General features: G+C 61.0%; 11 protein-coding genes and 3 pseudogenes. 5 read left to right on the top strand and 9 right to left on the bottom strand.

Annotated elements, in window-relative coordinates:
* Positions 1-867 precede the first annotated feature (867 nt).
* From ACWGS8_RS17940 to ACWGS8_RS17925, 4 genes and pseudogenes are all read right to left on the bottom strand, one after another.
* Complete coding sequence (locus tag ACWGS8_RS17940) at positions 868-1,080, bottom strand: hypothetical protein (RefSeq protein WP_454582163.1); 213 nt, start codon at positions 1,078-1,080, stop codon at positions 868-870.
* A complete protein-coding gene (locus ACWGS8_RS17935; RefSeq protein ID WP_454578794.1) occupies positions 1,077-1,418 on the bottom strand; it encodes a DUF3307 domain-containing protein in 342 nt (113 codons plus the stop codon). The genes ACWGS8_RS17940 and ACWGS8_RS17935 overlap by 4 nt, the downstream gene beginning before the upstream one ends.
* Position 1,419: 1 nt before the next feature.
* Positions 1,420-1,662, bottom strand: coding sequence for a hypothetical protein (locus ACWGS8_RS17930; RefSeq protein WP_454582162.1), 243 nt, complete (start codon positions 1,660-1,662; stop codon positions 1,420-1,422).
* A gap of 387 nt (positions 1,663-2,049) precedes the next feature.
* Positions 2,050-3,848 (bottom strand): annotated as a pseudogene (locus ACWGS8_RS17925) (potassium transporter Kup).
* A 579-nt stretch (positions 3,849-4,427) separates the two neighbouring features.
* Here ACWGS8_RS17925 and ACWGS8_RS17920 point away from each other — a divergent pair.
* A pseudogene (locus ACWGS8_RS17920) lies at positions 4,428-4,634 on the top strand (thiamine phosphate synthase); the annotation flags it as partial.
* A complete protein-coding gene (gene thiD / locus ACWGS8_RS17915; protein ID WP_454582161.1) occupies positions 4,625-5,386 on the top strand; it encodes a bifunctional hydroxymethylpyrimidine kinase/phosphomethylpyrimidine kinase in 762 nt (253 codons plus the stop codon). The pseudogene ACWGS8_RS17920 and the gene thiD, both read left to right, overlap by 10 nt.
* Positions 5,387-5,526: 140 nt before the next feature.
* Here thiD and ACWGS8_RS17910 read toward each other — a convergent pair whose 3' ends face one another.
* Positions 5,527-6,921: a dicarboxylate/amino acid:cation symporter gene (locus tag ACWGS8_RS17910; protein WP_454582160.1), complete on the bottom strand. Its 1,395-nt coding sequence runs from the start codon at positions 6,919-6,921 to the stop codon at positions 5,527-5,529.
* A 235-nt stretch (positions 6,922-7,156) separates the two neighbouring features.
* Between ACWGS8_RS17910 and ACWGS8_RS17905 the strand changes: the two genes are divergently transcribed.
* Together ACWGS8_RS17905 and ACWGS8_RS17900 are read left to right on the top strand one after the other, a co-directional pair.
* Positions 7,157-7,489: a hypothetical protein gene (locus tag ACWGS8_RS17905; RefSeq protein ID WP_454582159.1), complete on the top strand. Its 333-nt coding sequence runs from the start codon at positions 7,157-7,159 to the stop codon at positions 7,487-7,489.
* 6 nt (positions 7,490-7,495) lie between these two features.
* Positions 7,496-8,816, top strand: a pseudogene (locus ACWGS8_RS17900) (sigma-54-dependent transcriptional regulator).
* Between the two features lie 898 nt (positions 8,817-9,714).
* Here ACWGS8_RS17900 and ACWGS8_RS17895 read toward each other — a convergent pair.
* Positions 9,715-9,993: a DNA -binding domain-containing protein gene (locus ACWGS8_RS17895; RefSeq protein WP_454582158.1), complete on the bottom strand. Its 279-nt coding sequence runs from the start codon at positions 9,991-9,993 to the stop codon at positions 9,715-9,717.
* A 107-nt stretch (positions 9,994-10,100) separates the two neighbouring features.
* Here ACWGS8_RS17895 and ACWGS8_RS17890 point away from each other — a divergent pair, with 107 nt between their 5' ends.
* The gene (locus tag ACWGS8_RS17890; protein ID WP_454582157.1) at positions 10,101-10,316 is read left to right on the top strand and encodes a helix-turn-helix domain-containing protein; all 216 of its coding nucleotides are present in this window, start codon (positions 10,101-10,103) and stop codon (positions 10,314-10,316) included.
* A 611-nt stretch (positions 10,317-10,927) separates the two neighbouring features.
* Here the strand turns inward: ACWGS8_RS17890 and ACWGS8_RS17885 are convergent.
* The 3 genes from ACWGS8_RS17885 to ACWGS8_RS17875 all read right to left on the bottom strand — a co-directional run bounded on the left by ACWGS8_RS17885 (position 10,928) and on the right by ACWGS8_RS17875 (position 16,043).
* Positions 10,928-12,244, bottom strand: coding sequence for a M16 family metallopeptidase (locus tag ACWGS8_RS17885; RefSeq protein ID WP_454582156.1), 1,317 nt, complete (start codon positions 12,242-12,244; stop codon positions 10,928-10,930).
* 61 nt (positions 12,245-12,305) lie between these two features.
* Positions 12,306-13,631, bottom strand: coding sequence for a M16 family metallopeptidase (locus ACWGS8_RS17880; protein WP_454582155.1), 1,326 nt, complete (start codon positions 13,629-13,631; stop codon positions 12,306-12,308).
* A gap of 672 nt (positions 13,632-14,303) precedes the next feature.
* Complete coding sequence (locus tag ACWGS8_RS17875) at positions 14,304-16,043, bottom strand: relaxase/mobilization nuclease domain-containing protein (RefSeq protein WP_454582154.1); 1,740 nt, start codon at positions 16,041-16,043, stop codon at positions 14,304-14,306.
* Positions 16,044-16,257: the final 214 nt, after the last annotated feature.

The following is a 16,257-nucleotide window of genomic DNA, read 5'->3' as shown; positions in this document are numbered from 1 at the left end:
TCAAGAGCCGGACACTAAGGTGTCCGATGACGCCACGCTGCGTGAGTTCGCTGTGCCGAACATCCGCAGGAGCGTCGCGGGCGCTGGCATAGATCCACCTTGTGCGCGCTGGTCGGCATCGGCCTCAAAGCGGAAAATGACGTCGTTCTCTCTTGAGCAGCACCGTCCTCGTCGCTTGGAGGAGACGAGGGCTACTCTGTATCGCAAACGTAGGAGCGACGGCCGGTGATTGGCCGCGCCGCATGGCCGAGAAGCGCTGACCGCCGGCATCCAGGAAGCCTAAGTCCAGGGCGTCTCGATACGCTCCGTCGACGACCTGGTCAGGCCATGGGCATGAGGCGGCAGCTCTTGGTGTTCGACGATCCGAATCGATCCGCTCATCGAGCCCGTGAACGTCGGTTTTCGCGCCACGGACGGCCGCGATGCTCTGTTCATTCGTCTCTCGCATATCGGCCTTCGCGATGTCTGGGTCTCAACGACATGCTCCTTGTAGTCGGCGAGTTGCGCCTAGACCGGGGCAGCGAGAGCAGCGGAGGCCGCCTTGGTGATACTCTCAACCTTGGCGATTCGGATGGCGCCTGGGTCCGCCGCCAGAAAACCCAGGGCACTGGATGATGGCAAAGACAAGAAGCTGTTCTAATCGAAGTGTGTCGCATCGTCCCGCCGCGTCCGAATGTCCCAGCCGCGCGGGCGCCGTTTTCGTTGGAAGCTAGGACTGCCGCGACTGCCGCAGCAGACAGGCTTGCGACTACGACTTTTGTCGACCGGATCGGATGTTTAACGCGCAGAATGTGGCGCCCGACTTTCTGGCCGGGGCGAGCGCGAGAAGACCCGTCAGAGTTATTGCTTTGACCGTTTGGCCAGTCCCTAACTGTTAGCGTCCGGAGCGCGGCCGGCCACGGAATCATCGATCTGCTCGCCTTCGGTTGTCGCCTTGGTGCCCGCGCTATCTGATTGAGCACGTTCAGCCTTGGCCCCGGTGACGCGTCCATGCATCCACGCGACGGCGGCGCCAATAATGCCGGCCCCGACCGCGAGGATGATCGGGTTGGTAAACAGGAATGCGAATAGAGCAGTCATGAGAATGTTCCCCAATGTATCAAGATTACCACCCAGCAGAGTTTACAGGACATGTGCAGAGATTGGTCCATGTCGTAAGAAATCCGCCCCATGCACTTGGCATCGTCGATGAGGCCGTGAGCGACGAACTCTGCGACACCGAGCGCGAGACTGCCGGTTATCAGGCCGACCACGCCGCCGTGGATTGCCGCGTGAGATAGAAGGCCATGGTACCAGGGAACGCCCGGAATCGGATTGGCGCGGTTCTTGGCCCTGGCAAGGAAATCGCTCTGAAGCGGATAGTCAGCCAGTGCGTGACCGGCCAGAAGAAGCGCAATCGTGGTTAGTAACGCGGTCATCTCACTGCACCTTGCCGATGCTGGGGTTACTGCCGAGAGTGGGATCGTCCCAGTGCCGCGAGTAATCGGTCAGCACGCCGACCGACCGCATGGCGGTCAGGAGCCATTTTGGCAACACGTAGCGTTGGAACAGGCCGGGATCGAGCGAGAGGAGGACGCGGACCACGACGCCACTGAAGGCCTGTAGGCGGGCCAGGAAAATGGGCTCGCTGTTGAGGAAGAAGGTTTTGATCTTGGGCCACATGGTCCTTCGGCTTTCTCAGAAATTCGCGCAGCAATCCACGGCCGGCTTGTCGGCGGTAAGTGGAACGGCGACGGTCTTGCCTTCGAATGTCAGTGAGTAGCGGATAGTCCTGCATGGATCCCCTTCTTGCGCTGCCATGTTGCAGTGCTCGTCGCCGGGAGTGCACCGGCCAGTTGGCCTTTCTCCGCAGCGGGTAGGCCGAGCGCAAGTGGACGTTTCGTCCGGTCCGATGCTGGAGGTCGCGTAGTTCACGCGGCCCGTACATCGATGCCGCTTTTGGCGGTCCCGCCGTGTACCAGAACTGGGGCAGGACGAACTCGGTTTATGAGTTGCAACGTAATGCAAGTGCCCTGGCAAGGACGCTGATCGTGCAAATCGAGGTGAGAGCTAGACAACCACTAGCGTGCCGATCTCCACCACGCGGCCGGTGGGGATCTGAAAATATTCGGTCGCATCGGCCGCCGTGCGCGCCAGGCCGATGAAAAGGCGGTCCTGCCACACCGGCATGCCGGAATTGGGCGAGGCCTTGAGCGATCGCCGCGACAGGAAGAATGATGTCGTCATGATGTCGAACTTCCAGCCCTGCTTGCGGCAGATCGCCAGCGCGCGCGGAATGTTGGGCTGCTCCATGTAGCCGAAGGTCAGCGTCACCCCGCATGAACAGCTCGTTGACCGTCTCCATCTTGACCCGGTCGCTGTCAGGCACCACCGGTTGCGGCGCCGTCACCACCGAAAGGATGACGTTCTGCTCGTGCAGTACCTTGTAGTGTTTCAGGCTGTGCATCAGCGCCGTTGGCGCACTGAGCGGATCGCTGGTCAGGAATACGGCGGTGCCGCACACCAGCTGCGGCTTCTTCTTCAGCAGATTGCCGGTGAGGAAATCGAGCGGAATCTCGTTGCGCCGGGTCTTGTCCAACAGATAGCGGCTACCCCGCACCAGGTCCACATGCCCAGCACGATGGTGAAGGCCACGGCCAGCGATGCCCAGCCGCCCTCGAACACCTTGACGATGTTGGAGGCAAAGAAGCCGATGTCGATAAAGGCAAACAGCGCCGTCAGCGAGACGGCCAGCCACAGCCGCTATTTCCAGATGCGGGTCATGACCACATAGAGCAGCAGGGTCGTCACCAGCATGTTGCCGGTCACCGAGATGCCGTAGGCCGAGGCCAGTTTGCTCGATTCGCCGAAGCCGACCACCAGCATTACCACCGCCAGCGCCAGCAGCAGGTTGACGCGTGGCATGTAGATCTGGCCGGATTGCTTCTCCGACGTATGCAGGATTTCCAGACGCGGCAGCATGTTGAGCTGCACCGCCTGCCGGGTCAGCGAAAAAGCACCGGAGATGACCGCCTGGCTGGCGATAACCGTCGCCGCGGTCGCCAGCACGACGATCGGGATAAGCATCCAACCCTCGTTCATCTCGAAGAACGGATGGCCGAGGACGCCGCCATTCGCCAGGATAAAGGGGAAGACGGCTCCGATCGTGACGGAGGCAACTTTTGGCGAATGGATCAAGAAGGCGACGATGTAATGCGGGCTCACCGCCCACAGAATTACCGGGTCGGTGATGATATGATTGAGGCCGGACAGGCCGATCGCCAGGAACCAGACCGCGGTCACCGGACCGAAGACCAGTCCCACCCCGCCGGTGCCGAAACGTTGCACCGGAACACCACGGCGAGAATCACGAGTGTCAGCGGCACGACATAGGGCGGGAAGGCGGGGGTGATGACATTCATGCCTTCGACCGCCGAAAGCACCGAAATCGCCGGCGTGATAACCGCATCGCCGAAAAACAACGAGCCACCGACGATGCCGACGCCCAGGATCAGCGCTGAGCGCTTTGGGAAACTGCCACGCGCGAGCGCCATCAATGATAGTACGCCGCCCTCGCCGCGGTTATCGGCGCGCAGCACGAACATGATGTACTTTACCGTCACCGTGATCGTCAGCGACCATATGATCAGCGACAGCACGCCGAAAATATCTGCTGGGTCAGCGATGTTGCCGCCAGACGAGGCATGCAGCGCTTCGCGGAGCGCATAGATTGGGCTCGTCCCGATATCGCCATAGACCACACCGAGTGCGCCAAGCATTAACAACTGAGTGCTTTGTGTATGAGCCGAGCCGAGATGTTCCGCTAGTTCCCCACCGTCACAATTGTTGGCAGATTCCGCGACAGCCATTCGTATGCTCCCATGGGTGCTGGGCTCTGGAGCCAACGCAATTCTGCATTTGCGAGGCGCGCCCCTTGCAGTGGGTAGCCTCGGCCGATTGGGCGTGCGACGCGGAGAGGGAGGAACTCGCTGCACTGCCGCTATCGGCCGAGGCGTCAGGTAATTGCTAGCAGAGACTGCCATCTTGAAGTCGACTGGCACATCACACGGTCGGTTATCACATCAACACCAGCAATCTATAACGTTTAATTCTTACATAATACCAAGAGCCTCTGGCAATTACAATCTAACATTCGAAATTTTATTATAAAGTTATACAAAACACCCAACCTCATTCGGTCATTTACCTCGATTCACTTAGGATCCGACTATCGACTGGCGATTGTTGGAAGTCAATATTTTCATGGTTTCAGATGTAGCATTTCGGAAGGCTTGTCATAGAACATAAGTGTCCAGATTTGCGACATTTCGTGACGACAGAATCGCGCGCTGGCCGAGCCGTCCGCATCCTGAATACGGGAGCGTTCCGCCTGCCTTTGACCTTCCGCTTCGGCCCGAACGCGCTTGACAAACGGGCACCGGCCCGGTCCGCAGGGGCTCGAAAGGATCCGGGCGTGGAAGGGGAGGGTCGCGCCTATTCCGCTGATCGCCATCGGCGGCCTCAATCCCGAGCGGCTCGATGGCGTTTTCGGTGCCGGCGCCGACAGCGCGGCGGTGGTGACGGACGTAACGCTGAATCGGGATCCCGCGGCGCGCACCAGGGAATGGATCGAAAAGACGGAGCAATGGCGCTGAAGCAAGACCCGCATGTGCTTGTCGTTGGCGGATCGGATTCCAGCGGAGGTGCCGGGATTGCGCGCGACATCGAGACGATCTCTGCCATCGGCGTGGGCACCTGCCTTGCCATCACCGCGGTAACGGTGCAAACACACGACGCCGTCGGGGATATCCGTCCTATGCAGCCTGGCCTGGTGGCTGATCAAATGCGGGCGGCGTTGCAGGCCAACGAGGTGGCGGCCATCAAGATCGGCATGCTCGCGACCGCGCAGATCATCGCTGCGGCCGCCACCGTGCTGCGCGAAAATCAGCGGATACCGGCTGTGCTCGATCCGGTGCTGGCCTCCTCGTCCGGCAGACCGCTGCTGCAAGCGCGCGCGATCGGCGTCATGAAGCGGGAACTCATGCCGCTTTGCCATCTCGTCACGCCAAATCTCATCGAACTGGCGATCCTGACGGGATCGGAACTGGCAGCGGACGATGATGATGCGCTGCGGCAGGGAAGGCGATTGCTCGCGGCCGGGCCGCAGGCGCTGCTCGTCAAGGGCGGCCACGCAACGGGACCACGATCGACAGATATTCTGTGGAGTTCGGATCAAGAACCCATTCGCTTCGATTCACCGCGTCTTGCCGGTACGATGCGCGGGACCGGGTGCATGCTGGCCAGCGCCATCGCCGCGCATTGGGCCGGTGCGAAGTCGCTCGAAGAGCGCGTGCTCGAAAGCAAGCGATTTGTGCTCAAGAGGCTTAATGAGAATTCTGCCGGATGATCCCACAAGCCATCCGAGCTCCATGGCGCAAGGAATTGCTGGGGGATGACGGCCGGCAGTTCGTTCCGCATCGGTTTTCGATGGCGCAAGTGGCCGACAAGCCCGCCCGGCAGCAAAACCGGCCCGGCCTGAAAATCGTCTCAATGAGGTTTGTTTTCATACATCTCATTGCGCCAGAACCGTGGGTGATCGTTGGGCGAGCTGGAGAGATCCTCGACTTGCGGCAGCGACAGGTCTGCCTCATCTGGCAATTCACCGGCCATGGCGGCGGCGAGCTTCGCCTGATCGAGCTCCTTTTCCCACCGCGCCACGACAACCGTCGCGATCGCATTGCCGACGAGGTTGGTCAGCGCCCGGCACTCCGACATGAAGCGGTCGACGCCCAGGATCAGCGCCATGCCGGCAACCGGGACGGCGGGCACGACCGACAGCGTCGCCGCCAGCGTGATGAAGCCAGCGCCAGTGATGCCCGCGGCACCCTTGGAGCTGAGCATGGCGACGAGAAGCAAAAGTACCTGGTCGCCGAGAGTGAGAGGCGTGTCGGTCGCTTGTGCGATGAACAATGCCGCCAGCGTCATGTAGATGTTGGTGCCGTCGAGGTTGAAGGAATAGCCGGTCGGGATGACCAGGCCGACGACCGACCGCTTGCAGCCGGCGCGCTCCATCTTGACCATGAGGCCGGGCAGCGCCGCCTCTGACGAGGAGGTGCCGAGAACCAGCAGCAACTCTTCCTTGATGTAGCGAATCAGCGCCAGGATCGAGAAGCCGTTGTAGCGGGCGACCGCTCCGAGCACCACCAGCACGAACAGCAGCGAGGTCGCGTAGAACGTGCCGATCAGCATTGCGAGATTGGCCATCGAGCCGATTCCGTATTTGCCGATGGTAAAGGCCATTGCGCCGAAAGCGCCGATCGGTGCGGCCTTCATCAAAATGGCGACAAGGCGGAAAATCGGTGCGGTCAGCGCCTGCAGGAAATCGACGACCGCACGGCCGCGGTCGCCGACCAGCCCCAACGCAATACCGAACAGCACCGAAAAGAACAGCACCTGCAATACATCGCCCTGGACGAAGGCGCCGGTGATCGTGTCGGGGATGATGTTCATCAGGAAGCCGACGATGGTGGTGTCATGCGCCTTTTCGGTAAAGGTCACCACCTTCGATGCGTCGAGTGTGGCCGGATTGATGTGCATGCCGGCGCCGGGCTGGACAACGTTCGAGACGATGAGGCCGATAACCAGCGCCAGCGTCGAGAACACCAGGAAATAGACCATCGCTTTTCCGGCGACACGGCCGACTTTCTGCAGGTCAGATACGCCGGCAATGCCGGTCGCCACCGTCAGGAAGATCACCGGCGCGATGATCATCTTCACCAGTTTGATGAAGGCGTCGCCGAACGGCTTCATCGCGGCACCTGTCTCCGGATAGAAATGGCCGAGAAGCACGCCAGCGGCGATCGCCACCAGGACCTGCACATAGAGATGCCGATAGAAAGGAATCTTGCCGCGCGGCTTGGCGGCAGCGATCGTTGTCTGCATGATATCCTCCGTTGCGCCCCGATCGGAAGACCCGACCTCCCGGGACTAAGCTTCAGCAGCCTCGCGGCTGCTGAAGCTGAGTTCGCATCAGGCGTGCCAGACGCAGCCCTTTGTCGATAAACCCTTGATCTTTAGCGCGTTATCATCAATTCACGCTGCTTGCCTCTGGGCAACAAGTGCGGCTGCCCGGACAAATTTGATTGGCCGTTGTGCGAAATTATTCAAAAAATGGGCGATGCCGCAGCGCCGCGCTTCCGACCCGTCTTCGACGCTCGAGCAACTCGGCGGGCGAGCGGTCCGAGCTTGGTTTGAGTTCGCGGCAACAGGGCTCGCGATCATTGCGGCGGCTCTCCATGGCTCCGGCCTCTACGCTCGGGACATCGAGCTCAACGTGCTAGCGGCGCAGGCGCGCACAGGCGCCAACCTGAAGGTGCTGCTTAGCGCTGTTTTGGAAAATCCACGCGCACTGCCGCTGCTGCTATCGCAAGACGAGCAGGTGCACGATGCTTTGGCGCGGCGCGATGCCGTCGCGATCGGTGTGCTGAACCGCGAATTGAAGGCAGCGTAGTCGAACATGACGCACCAGAGCGCAGCACCGGTCATTCTGATCGATGACGACCGTGACCTCCTGAAAGCCACCGCCCAGACGCTTAAGCTTGCCGGATTCTCGGTGTCGGCGTTTTCGATGGCATCAAAGGCACTGGTCGGCATCCATTCCGATTTTGCCGGTGTGGTTGTGTCCGACATCCGCATGCCCGAGATCGATGGCTTTTCGACCGCATCCTGCGGCTTGATCCCGACCTTCATCACCGGTCACGGAGACGTCCCAATGGCAGTCAAGGCGATCAAGGACGGCGCCTACGACTTCAATACCAATCCGTTCGCCACTCACGGACTGACCCAGTTGTGCGGCGGGCAGCAGAAAAACGCCGGCTAACCATGGAGAACCGGGTCCTGCGCGAGGCAAGCGAGCTGGCCCAGGACAGCTTGCCGCTGATCGGCCAGACCCGGGCGATGGAAGACTGCGCCGCACCCTACGGCAAATCGCAGACACCGATGTCGACGTGCTGGTGACCGGGGAGACCGGCTCCGCCAAGGAGGTGGTGGCCGGATTGCTGCACCGCTGGAGTCGCCGCGCCAAGGGCAATTTCGTCGCGCTGAATTGCGGGACGTTGCCGGAGGCGATTGTAGAAAGCGAGTTGTTCGGCCATGGGGCAGGCGCTTTCACCGGCGCGCAGAAAAAGCGGATCGGTCGCGTTGAGCATTCAAGCGGCGGCACGCTATTCCTCGACGAGATCGAAAGCATGCCGGCGTCGGCACAGGTGCGGATGTTGCGTGTGCTGGAAATGCGCGAGGTCATGCCGCTCGGTACCAATGAGGTAAGGCCGGTGGATCTGCGCGTCGTTGTCGCGGCCAAGGTCGATCTCGGCGACCGGCGCCAGCGCGGTAATTTCCGGGAGGGTCTCTATTGCCTGCTCAATGTGGTAACCGTCTCCATTCCACCACGACGCGAGCGCCGCGACGATATTGCTCTTCTGGTCGGCTACTTCGCAGAGCGTGCCGCGGCCCGATTCCGCCGCCCTGTGCCTGCCAGACCGGCGTCGGTGCACCGTTATCTGCATGAGCATGACTGGCCGGGAAATGTGCGCGAATTGGCGCATTTTGCGGAACGTTTCGTGCTCGGGTTGGAACAAGAAATGCAGACGCTACCCTCTGATGCGGCTCGCCCGCTTCCCGAGCCGCCTGGAGCGCTACGAGGCCGACATCATCCGCGAGACGCTCGGCCGCAACGGCGGAGATGTCAGGCGAACGGTCGAGGCGTTGGGCATTCCGCGAAGACCTTTTACGACAAGTTTCAGCGCCACGGCATCGTACGGGGCGATTTTTCCAAGTAGTCGGCAATCTTCAAACTCGGTGCAAAAGCGCTCGACGCAGGCCGCAGGTGCTAGAGACAGGCCGAAAAATTATTCTCTTTCTCTCGTTCTCTAATCGAACTCGAACGGTTCGGGGTTTCGTTCCTCTTAAAGAAACGTGCGCGACCAGTTCTCTGCTGCGCGTGGTGGCGCCGGATCATATGTTCATGACCAGGTTGTCGATTCTTCTGAGGGACCCATCGGCCTTTGGGACCGCTGGATAGGCGCGGCCGTCCTATGCCGTTCTGTGACACAAATAGCGTCCCGCGGCCGCGGCGTATTAAGCGTATATTTACCGTAGTTCGGCAAAGTTTAATCCTACGGTCATGTTTGGAGTACCGCAGCACCACAAGCCCCAGGCAACATGCCCGCGCCTTCTCGTAGGCGCGGGTTTTTCGTATGCCCCCCTGGAAAAAGCAGATTTCCCAAATGATGAATCGACGGGACGCGGCGTAGACGTCAGCAGGGCACCATGCGCCTTTTGAGCGGCACGACGAAGCTGCTTCGCGTCCGGGGTTTCGCTCTCCATCGTCGAAGCGCGTCCGATTGCGGAGGAAGGCGCGTTGTGCGGGCGGTAAGCAGCCCGTCCCGGCCATCACAGGCCGAGATTGAGAAGGTGCCATAGTTTGATTTGCTGAGGTAGTGAACCATGACGGGGCGCCGAGCCGACAGCCATTTCAGGACCCGCCGGGATCGGGAGGCTCGGTTTGAATTCTCCTTCATCAGCGGCAGCATAATAGCGCAGGCGTGGCGCAGGCTGTCATGCTCACCAGACGAAGTGATATGTGTCTCGTAACCATCGCGAGAGAGCCTGGTGCCCTTCGGGAGTTAGAAAGTCAGCAAATCGCGAATCAGCAGACGCCATCCGGGCCGGTCGGATTCAGTGCGGTGCTCCGCCAGCCAGCAGATAGCGATAACCGTTCGTGGTCATCCATCGGGCTCGCGCGAGATGTGTTTCCCATGCTCGGAATGCCCGTTCCGGCTCCTTCGTGGGATCGATATGCAGAACGATCCTCGCCACGTCGCGCCAGTCGGCGTTCTCGGCCGCTGCATCGAGAAGGCGGATATAAGTGAGCAGTCGCTCCTCGTCGTAGCCGGTCAGGATGGGGGCATCTGGAGCGACGTCGGCAACATCGGGATCGAGTAGCGGTTCGAGCACAGGAGAGCTGTCCCCTTCAACAGGCACCCTTCAGTCGGGTTCCCACTATAGCGAATGGGAACGATCATTCCTAGAACGTCAGTTCCTCTTCTGATTCCTAGTCGACCATGGATCTCAAGGAGATCTTGGCCATAAATTTGCGTCGTTTGCGCCATGATCAGGATCTGACGCAGGAGGAGCTGGCAGCCCGTTCTGGGCTGAGCATGCGCTATGTCGGCTCGATTGAGCGTGCTCGGGTTTCGGCCAGCGTTAGCGTTCTTGGTAGAATTGCAGATGCGTTTGAGGTGGACCCATGCGAGCTCATCAGAATCGCAAAACGGTAGGTCCGAAGAGTGTCTCCGGATCCGACAGGCTCTGCAGCCTGCCAAAGTTAGTGGCCCGATGTCATTACGTGGCCTTTGTCGTACCTTAGCTTGCTTGGGCTCGGGGCAGCGCGACAATCTTCTCCTGCCTGACCGGAACGGCATACGCCGCCAACCCCGCTGTAGGTGGATACTCAACACGCTGAGTCAGCTTGCGTTCGACCGCATCGGTTTTCGGTTTAAAGAGCGCCTACCACCCGGCTGCAGGAGCGTAAGCCAAGCGCCAAAGACCTGCCGTTGGTCAAGAGAAGCTGCGCCACGCGCTTGCTTTTGGCCAGGCCCGCCCGCGGGTGTCCACGACCGATTGGGCTCGCCGGCACCCGGCTGCTTCAGCGTATCGGTGACGCCGCAAACCTGCTGGGTACCCGGCTTGTGCGTGAGGCCATGAGGATGGAAAGGAGAGTCATCGCATGGCTATCGAAGAAACGACTGCACGGTTGCTTGGGGGCGGGAGCAGTTTGTCAAGAACGGCAAGGCTGGGCTTCTGCCCGCCCAGCCGGTCCGCTTCGCGCGATGAAATAGATGCGCGCCCAGACCGCCCCCCGCCACCGCGGAAGGCGGTATGGTCGGGCTCACCCCTTTCTGGCCGCAGCCAGCGGAGGACCGACCACGAGCACGGTCGGCTCGGTCGACAACAGCTTCTTTGCCGCCGCCTTGACTTGATCGAGCGTCACCGCGTTGATCAGGCCACTGCGGCGCTGCATGTAGTCGATGCCGAGACCGTCGAGCTGCAGCCGGTCCAAGGTCGCAGCTATGGAACTCGATGAATCCAGATTGCTGATGGCATAGGCGCCGACCAAATGTTTCTTGGCCGCCTCCAGTTCGGGCTCGGTCGGGCCGTCCTCGGCCAGCCGCTTGACCACGTTCCGCACGATACCAAGCGTCTCTGCGGCGCGGTCCGAGCGTGTGGCGGTGGTTACGATCAGGGCGTCGGCATGGTCCTGGTTGATCAGGGAGGAGTTGACGCTGTAGGCCAGCCCGCGCTTTTCGCGCACTTCCTGCCACAGGCGCGACGTGAAGGGACCGCCGAGAATCTCGTTCAGCAGCACGGTCGGGAAGAAATCGGCAGCCTTGCGCTTCACGCCGGGCCAGGTGAGTTTCAACGAGGTCTGCGGCAGGTCGTAATCGACCTCGACATGCTGTGCCAGCTTGGGTTCAATATCGACGACGGAGGCAACCGCCTGGTTCTGTGGCAGGCCGCCGAACACCAGATCCAGCTTCTTCTTCAGCGTTTCCGGGTCGATAGCTCCGACGACCGTGACATGCAGCCCGCCCCGCGCGAAGACTGCCTTGTAAAGGGCCTTCAGATCAGCCTGCGTGATGGCGGCGATGCTCTGCCTGGTGCCCTGGTCGGAGCGCGAATAAGGATGATCGCCATAGACGGCGCGCGCCCATCGGTTCTCCGCCACCGTGGGGGGATCATTCTCGTTGGCGATGATGCCGGACAGGACCTGGGCACGGATGCGGTCGATAGGCGCCTGATCGAAGCGCGGCTCGTTGACCGCCAGCCGCAACAGGTCGAAGGCTTCGTCGCGCTGTTCGGCCAGCACGCGCATAGAGCCGTGGATGCTGTCGCGGGTCTCCTCGAAGCTCAGTTCGACGCCGGCATCGTCGAGCTTGATCTGGAAGGCTTCCCAATCGAGAGGGCCAGCGCCCTCAGGAAATAGGCGGGCCATTAGATTGGCCAGCCCTTCCTTGCCCGGCGGATCTTGCGTCGAGCCGCCGCCGAAGGTGAAGCGTATGGCGACAACCGGCACGGAATAGTCCTCCACCAGCCAGGCGGTGACACCCTTGGATGAGGTGACCGACTGGATTTCCATGGCGCGGGCGGAAAGCGCCGGCAGGACCAGGAAGACGATCGAGAGGAAGAGCGTGGCGAAAGCGTGCAAGCCGCTCCCCCCTGCCTTTGCCGGAGAAGAGAAAGCTCGGAAGTAGTCACTGGTCAACACATCAATTCTCCGTCTTGGGTTGCGGCATCAGATAGCCGGTCGTCGACCGGGCGGGCACCAGATAGCGCTCGGCAACGGCCTTGATCTCGTCGGCGGTGACCTTGCGGATACGGTCCAGCATTTGCTGCACGTCCTCGACGTTGCCGCCGGTGGCCAAGATCGAGCCATAGATTTGGGCCATCCCATCCAGGCTATCGCGGGCAAGGATCAGCGACCTGACAAAGCGGTCCTTGGCTTTTTGGAGCTCATCGGGGGTTACGCCGTCGCTGGCGATGCGCGCCACCTCGGCCTGAACCGCGGCTTCGACGTCGGCAAGCTTGGCCTTGCCGCGCGGCGCGCCATAGACGGTGAAATTGGTGTCGTTGAGCATGATGCCCTCGAGGTCCGCGCCGGCGTTGGAAGCGACGCCCTGATTGACGACAAGCGCCTGGTAAAGCCGGCTGCGGTTGCCGCCGCCAAGGATATCGGCCAGCAGATCGAGCGCTTCGGCCTCGCCCGGTTTGGCCGTGTGGTAGGAGGGCACCACCCATTGCGTCGAGAAACTCGGTACGCTGACGCGGGCGTCGGCGAGCGTCACGGTGCGCCTGGTGTTCTGCTCCGGCTCGACCGGGCGGACACGCGACGGCAGGTCCGGCCCGCGGGCCACCTTGCCGTAGGTCTTCTCGGCCAGCGCCTTCACCGTTTCCGGTTCGACATCGCCGGCCACGATCAACACCGCGTTGTTGGGACGGTAATATTTGTTGTAGAAGGCGACGGCGTCGGTGCGGTTGAGCTGCTCCATCTCCTGCATCCAGCCGATGACCGGAATGCGATAGGGCTGGTTCTGCCACAGTGTGGCATCGACCTCTTCGCGGAGCACGGCCTGCGGGTTGTTGTCGATGCGCGAGCGGCGCTCTTCCAAGATGACGTCGCGCTCGGTCTTGACTACGTCATCGGTGAGGATGAGGTTGCGCATGCGGTCGGCCTCGAAGCTCATCATCAGCTCGAGCGCCGACGGCGTCACCGTCTCGTAGAAGGCGGTGAAGTCGTAGGAGGTGAAAGCGTTGTGGAAGCCGCCTACGTCGGAGACGGCGTTGCCTAACTCGCCGGCCGCGTGATTGGTCGTGGCCTTGAACATCAGATGCTCGAAGAAATGGGCGATGCCCGATTTGCCGGGCGGCTCGTCGGCGCTGCCGGTCTCGTACCAGACCATATGGGTGACGATCGGCACGCGATGGTCCGCGATGACGACCACTTTCATGCCATTATCGAGCACGAAATCCGTCACCTTGGCGCCGTCGGCGGCAAGCGCGGGGTCGACGAGGATCAGGGCGGCTGTCAAGAGCAAGGCGCGGAGAGTGGAGGCCGGTTTTGTGATCTGCTCGAACCAGGTTGGCGTCTCTGCGAAATATCGAGATCTCAGACTATTGGGGACTAAGCCAACGCTGTGTTTGCGCGCGCATGACCTGTCCGATGCACGTTTTGACATGTTGATTACTTTCCTTCTTCACATGATCTCGATGGGACAAACAAACGGATACGGCCGCGCGTGTGTTGCGAGGAGTTAGACGCAGTCGTGGTGCCAACTGCATAGGAACCGTTTTTTCAAAATGAAAAGCGCTCGACCGAACACCACTGTGTCGCCGACTAGCCCAACCTGATTGCAAGACGTTCTTCACGAACGGATGGACAGAATTCTTCTCCCAAGAAGCTCGAACGCACACATCGTTGGCTAGCCAAAGACAGGGTTCCCCTCGCCTGGTGAAGGTGTCGCCGTGAAAGTCTTGCTCTCCGGGATAAGCCGCCTGACGTTGCCCCATGATGCCCGGGTGTGCGGCGATTTGGCGCGAAGTTCCGTCGTGCGCGCTTTTCTCAGCGAGAGCATACCAGCTCATCAAATCGTCAGCCATCGGTGTTTTTGTCTCAAGGCGGCAACCCGCCCGTTCGGAGAACGCGTCGATGGCCGGCGCTTTACCGCTCGTGCAGCAGGGCGCGTTCGCCAGCGGCTTAGCTGCCCCCGTCAAAGCCCCAACCCTCGTTTTCTACCGAGAGTCCAATCCACACCACCCTCGGCCCGCATGACGCCAGCGAGGTGACGGCCAAGGTGCTTGTCGAGTGAAGGTGACCAAGGCACGAGCTTGAAACCGAGCCCGTCGTCGATCATCGCGAACCGGCCTGAGGCAAGAGAGAAGCGCCGCCGGTAGATACCAGCTATTTGGGCGCCCTCAGTAGCCCTCATGAAGGGAAGACCTGTCCCGGCGGACAGTTGCTCACCGAGTGCATCAACCTCGCGAACGCGAAGCGCTGCAATCAGGTTGGGCGCAACTATGACACGGCCAGCCTCGTGCCGCGCTAAGCCTTGCTCGACAAGGTGCTGGATGCGGTTCTCCAGCGCCTGTTTCACCTGCTGTGCAAATCCGCCCTCGCCCAAGTTGTTTGGCCCATGCGCGACCAGTTGTCGGTCGAGCCAAGTCGCGCCGTCAGCATGGACCTGGTCCTCGATCGGGAGATCAGAACGGACAGCAAGCGCGACGCGGTTGCGGCCTTTTTCATCTTCGTAGCGCCGAAGCTCGACGATGGAACCTGGTGCGGAATCTCCAGCGGCTTCGAGATTTTGAAAGCGGACGTAATGAGTGCGGCCATCGATTCCGTCGACAATGGCGTAAGCAGATGCGCGCAATTCGTCATGGAGGCCTCGCTCCATGAGCCTGCCGATGATCGGCACCTCGCTCGCCTCGCCCAGGAAGACTTGGTCGGCAGCGTATCTATCGAGCCCACGCTCGGCCAGGGTGCGATGCATACGCTTGATAATGTCACCTCGCTCGCCAAGTGCTCGCAGGGAGGCTTCGGCCTCGGCGACCATTGTCCACTGGCCAGCACCGATCGGGGCGGCGAGGCCGAGGCTTTCCAACTTCCGCAAGCGGCCGACTTTCACCGCGAGATACTCATCAGGCTTTCGGCCCGCGATGGGCGCGACCTCGACAGCGCCATGCCTTTCCATTTCACGAACAAGCTGGCGGTCGAGTACCGTCCAGCGTTCAGCCTCAATTTGTTGATGGAGTGCATGACGAATTTCACGATCGTTCCTTGGGCCAAGCTCCAGACTGATCAGGTCCTGCGCACGACCGCGCATCCCATTTTTGATGTAGTCGCGCGAGATGACGAGATCCTGACCGTCCTCAACTCTGCCGCGCAGGATGATGTGAATGTGGGGATTGTCGGTGTTCCAATGATCGACGGCCAGCCAATCCAGGTTGGTGCCAAGGTCCTTTTCGGCCTGCGCCATCAGGTCGCGAGTGAAAGTCTTGAGATCGGCCATGTCGACCGCGTCTTCGGGCGAGATGATGAAGCGAAAATGATGTCGATCATTCGCGCAGCGCTCGGCGAAATCATGGACGTCGGCATCGTCGGTTTGCCGACCAAACATGGACGCCTTCTCGCTGTCGCGGGTGACTCCTTCGCGACGCAGATAATTGAGGTGCCGGGCAAGCGGGCCATTCTGTCTCTTGTGACGGACCACGAGCGCCTTGACTGTGCAGGAACGAGAGCGGCTGGTGATGAAGCGACCGGCGCGAAGGCTCGCCACACGGCCTCGTCCGAAATATGAGCCGCGCCCGGCAGTGATTGTGCCGTCGCGAGAGATCCTCCCACCAGCTTTGTGCGCGGCTGCGAGCGCCTGAGCGATGAATGGCCGTGCCCGTTGGCTCTGGCGTGAGGGGATACGGCCTGGCCGGACCCGGAAATCATCGTCACTTCTCACGACGTTTCACCCGCGATGTGCGAACCACGTTGAAACCGTTGCGGAAAACCAAACCGGGCGATGTGCGGGAACTTCTGGCGATGTGCGCAAAGCTCGAGAAAAGGCAACCAAAACAACCGACCGACCGAGCCGCACATCGCGGCCTTTTATCTTGCCATCCCTCCCCGACTTCTCCGCTAGCTTGTCCTTCCGCCGCCAATCCCGCGACAGCACA

It is taken from the genome of Mesorhizobium sp. 43Arga (assembly GCF_053714255.1).
Note: the sequence above shows the minus strand (reverse complement) of the source record. Positions and strands in the feature narration are given on the sequence as shown.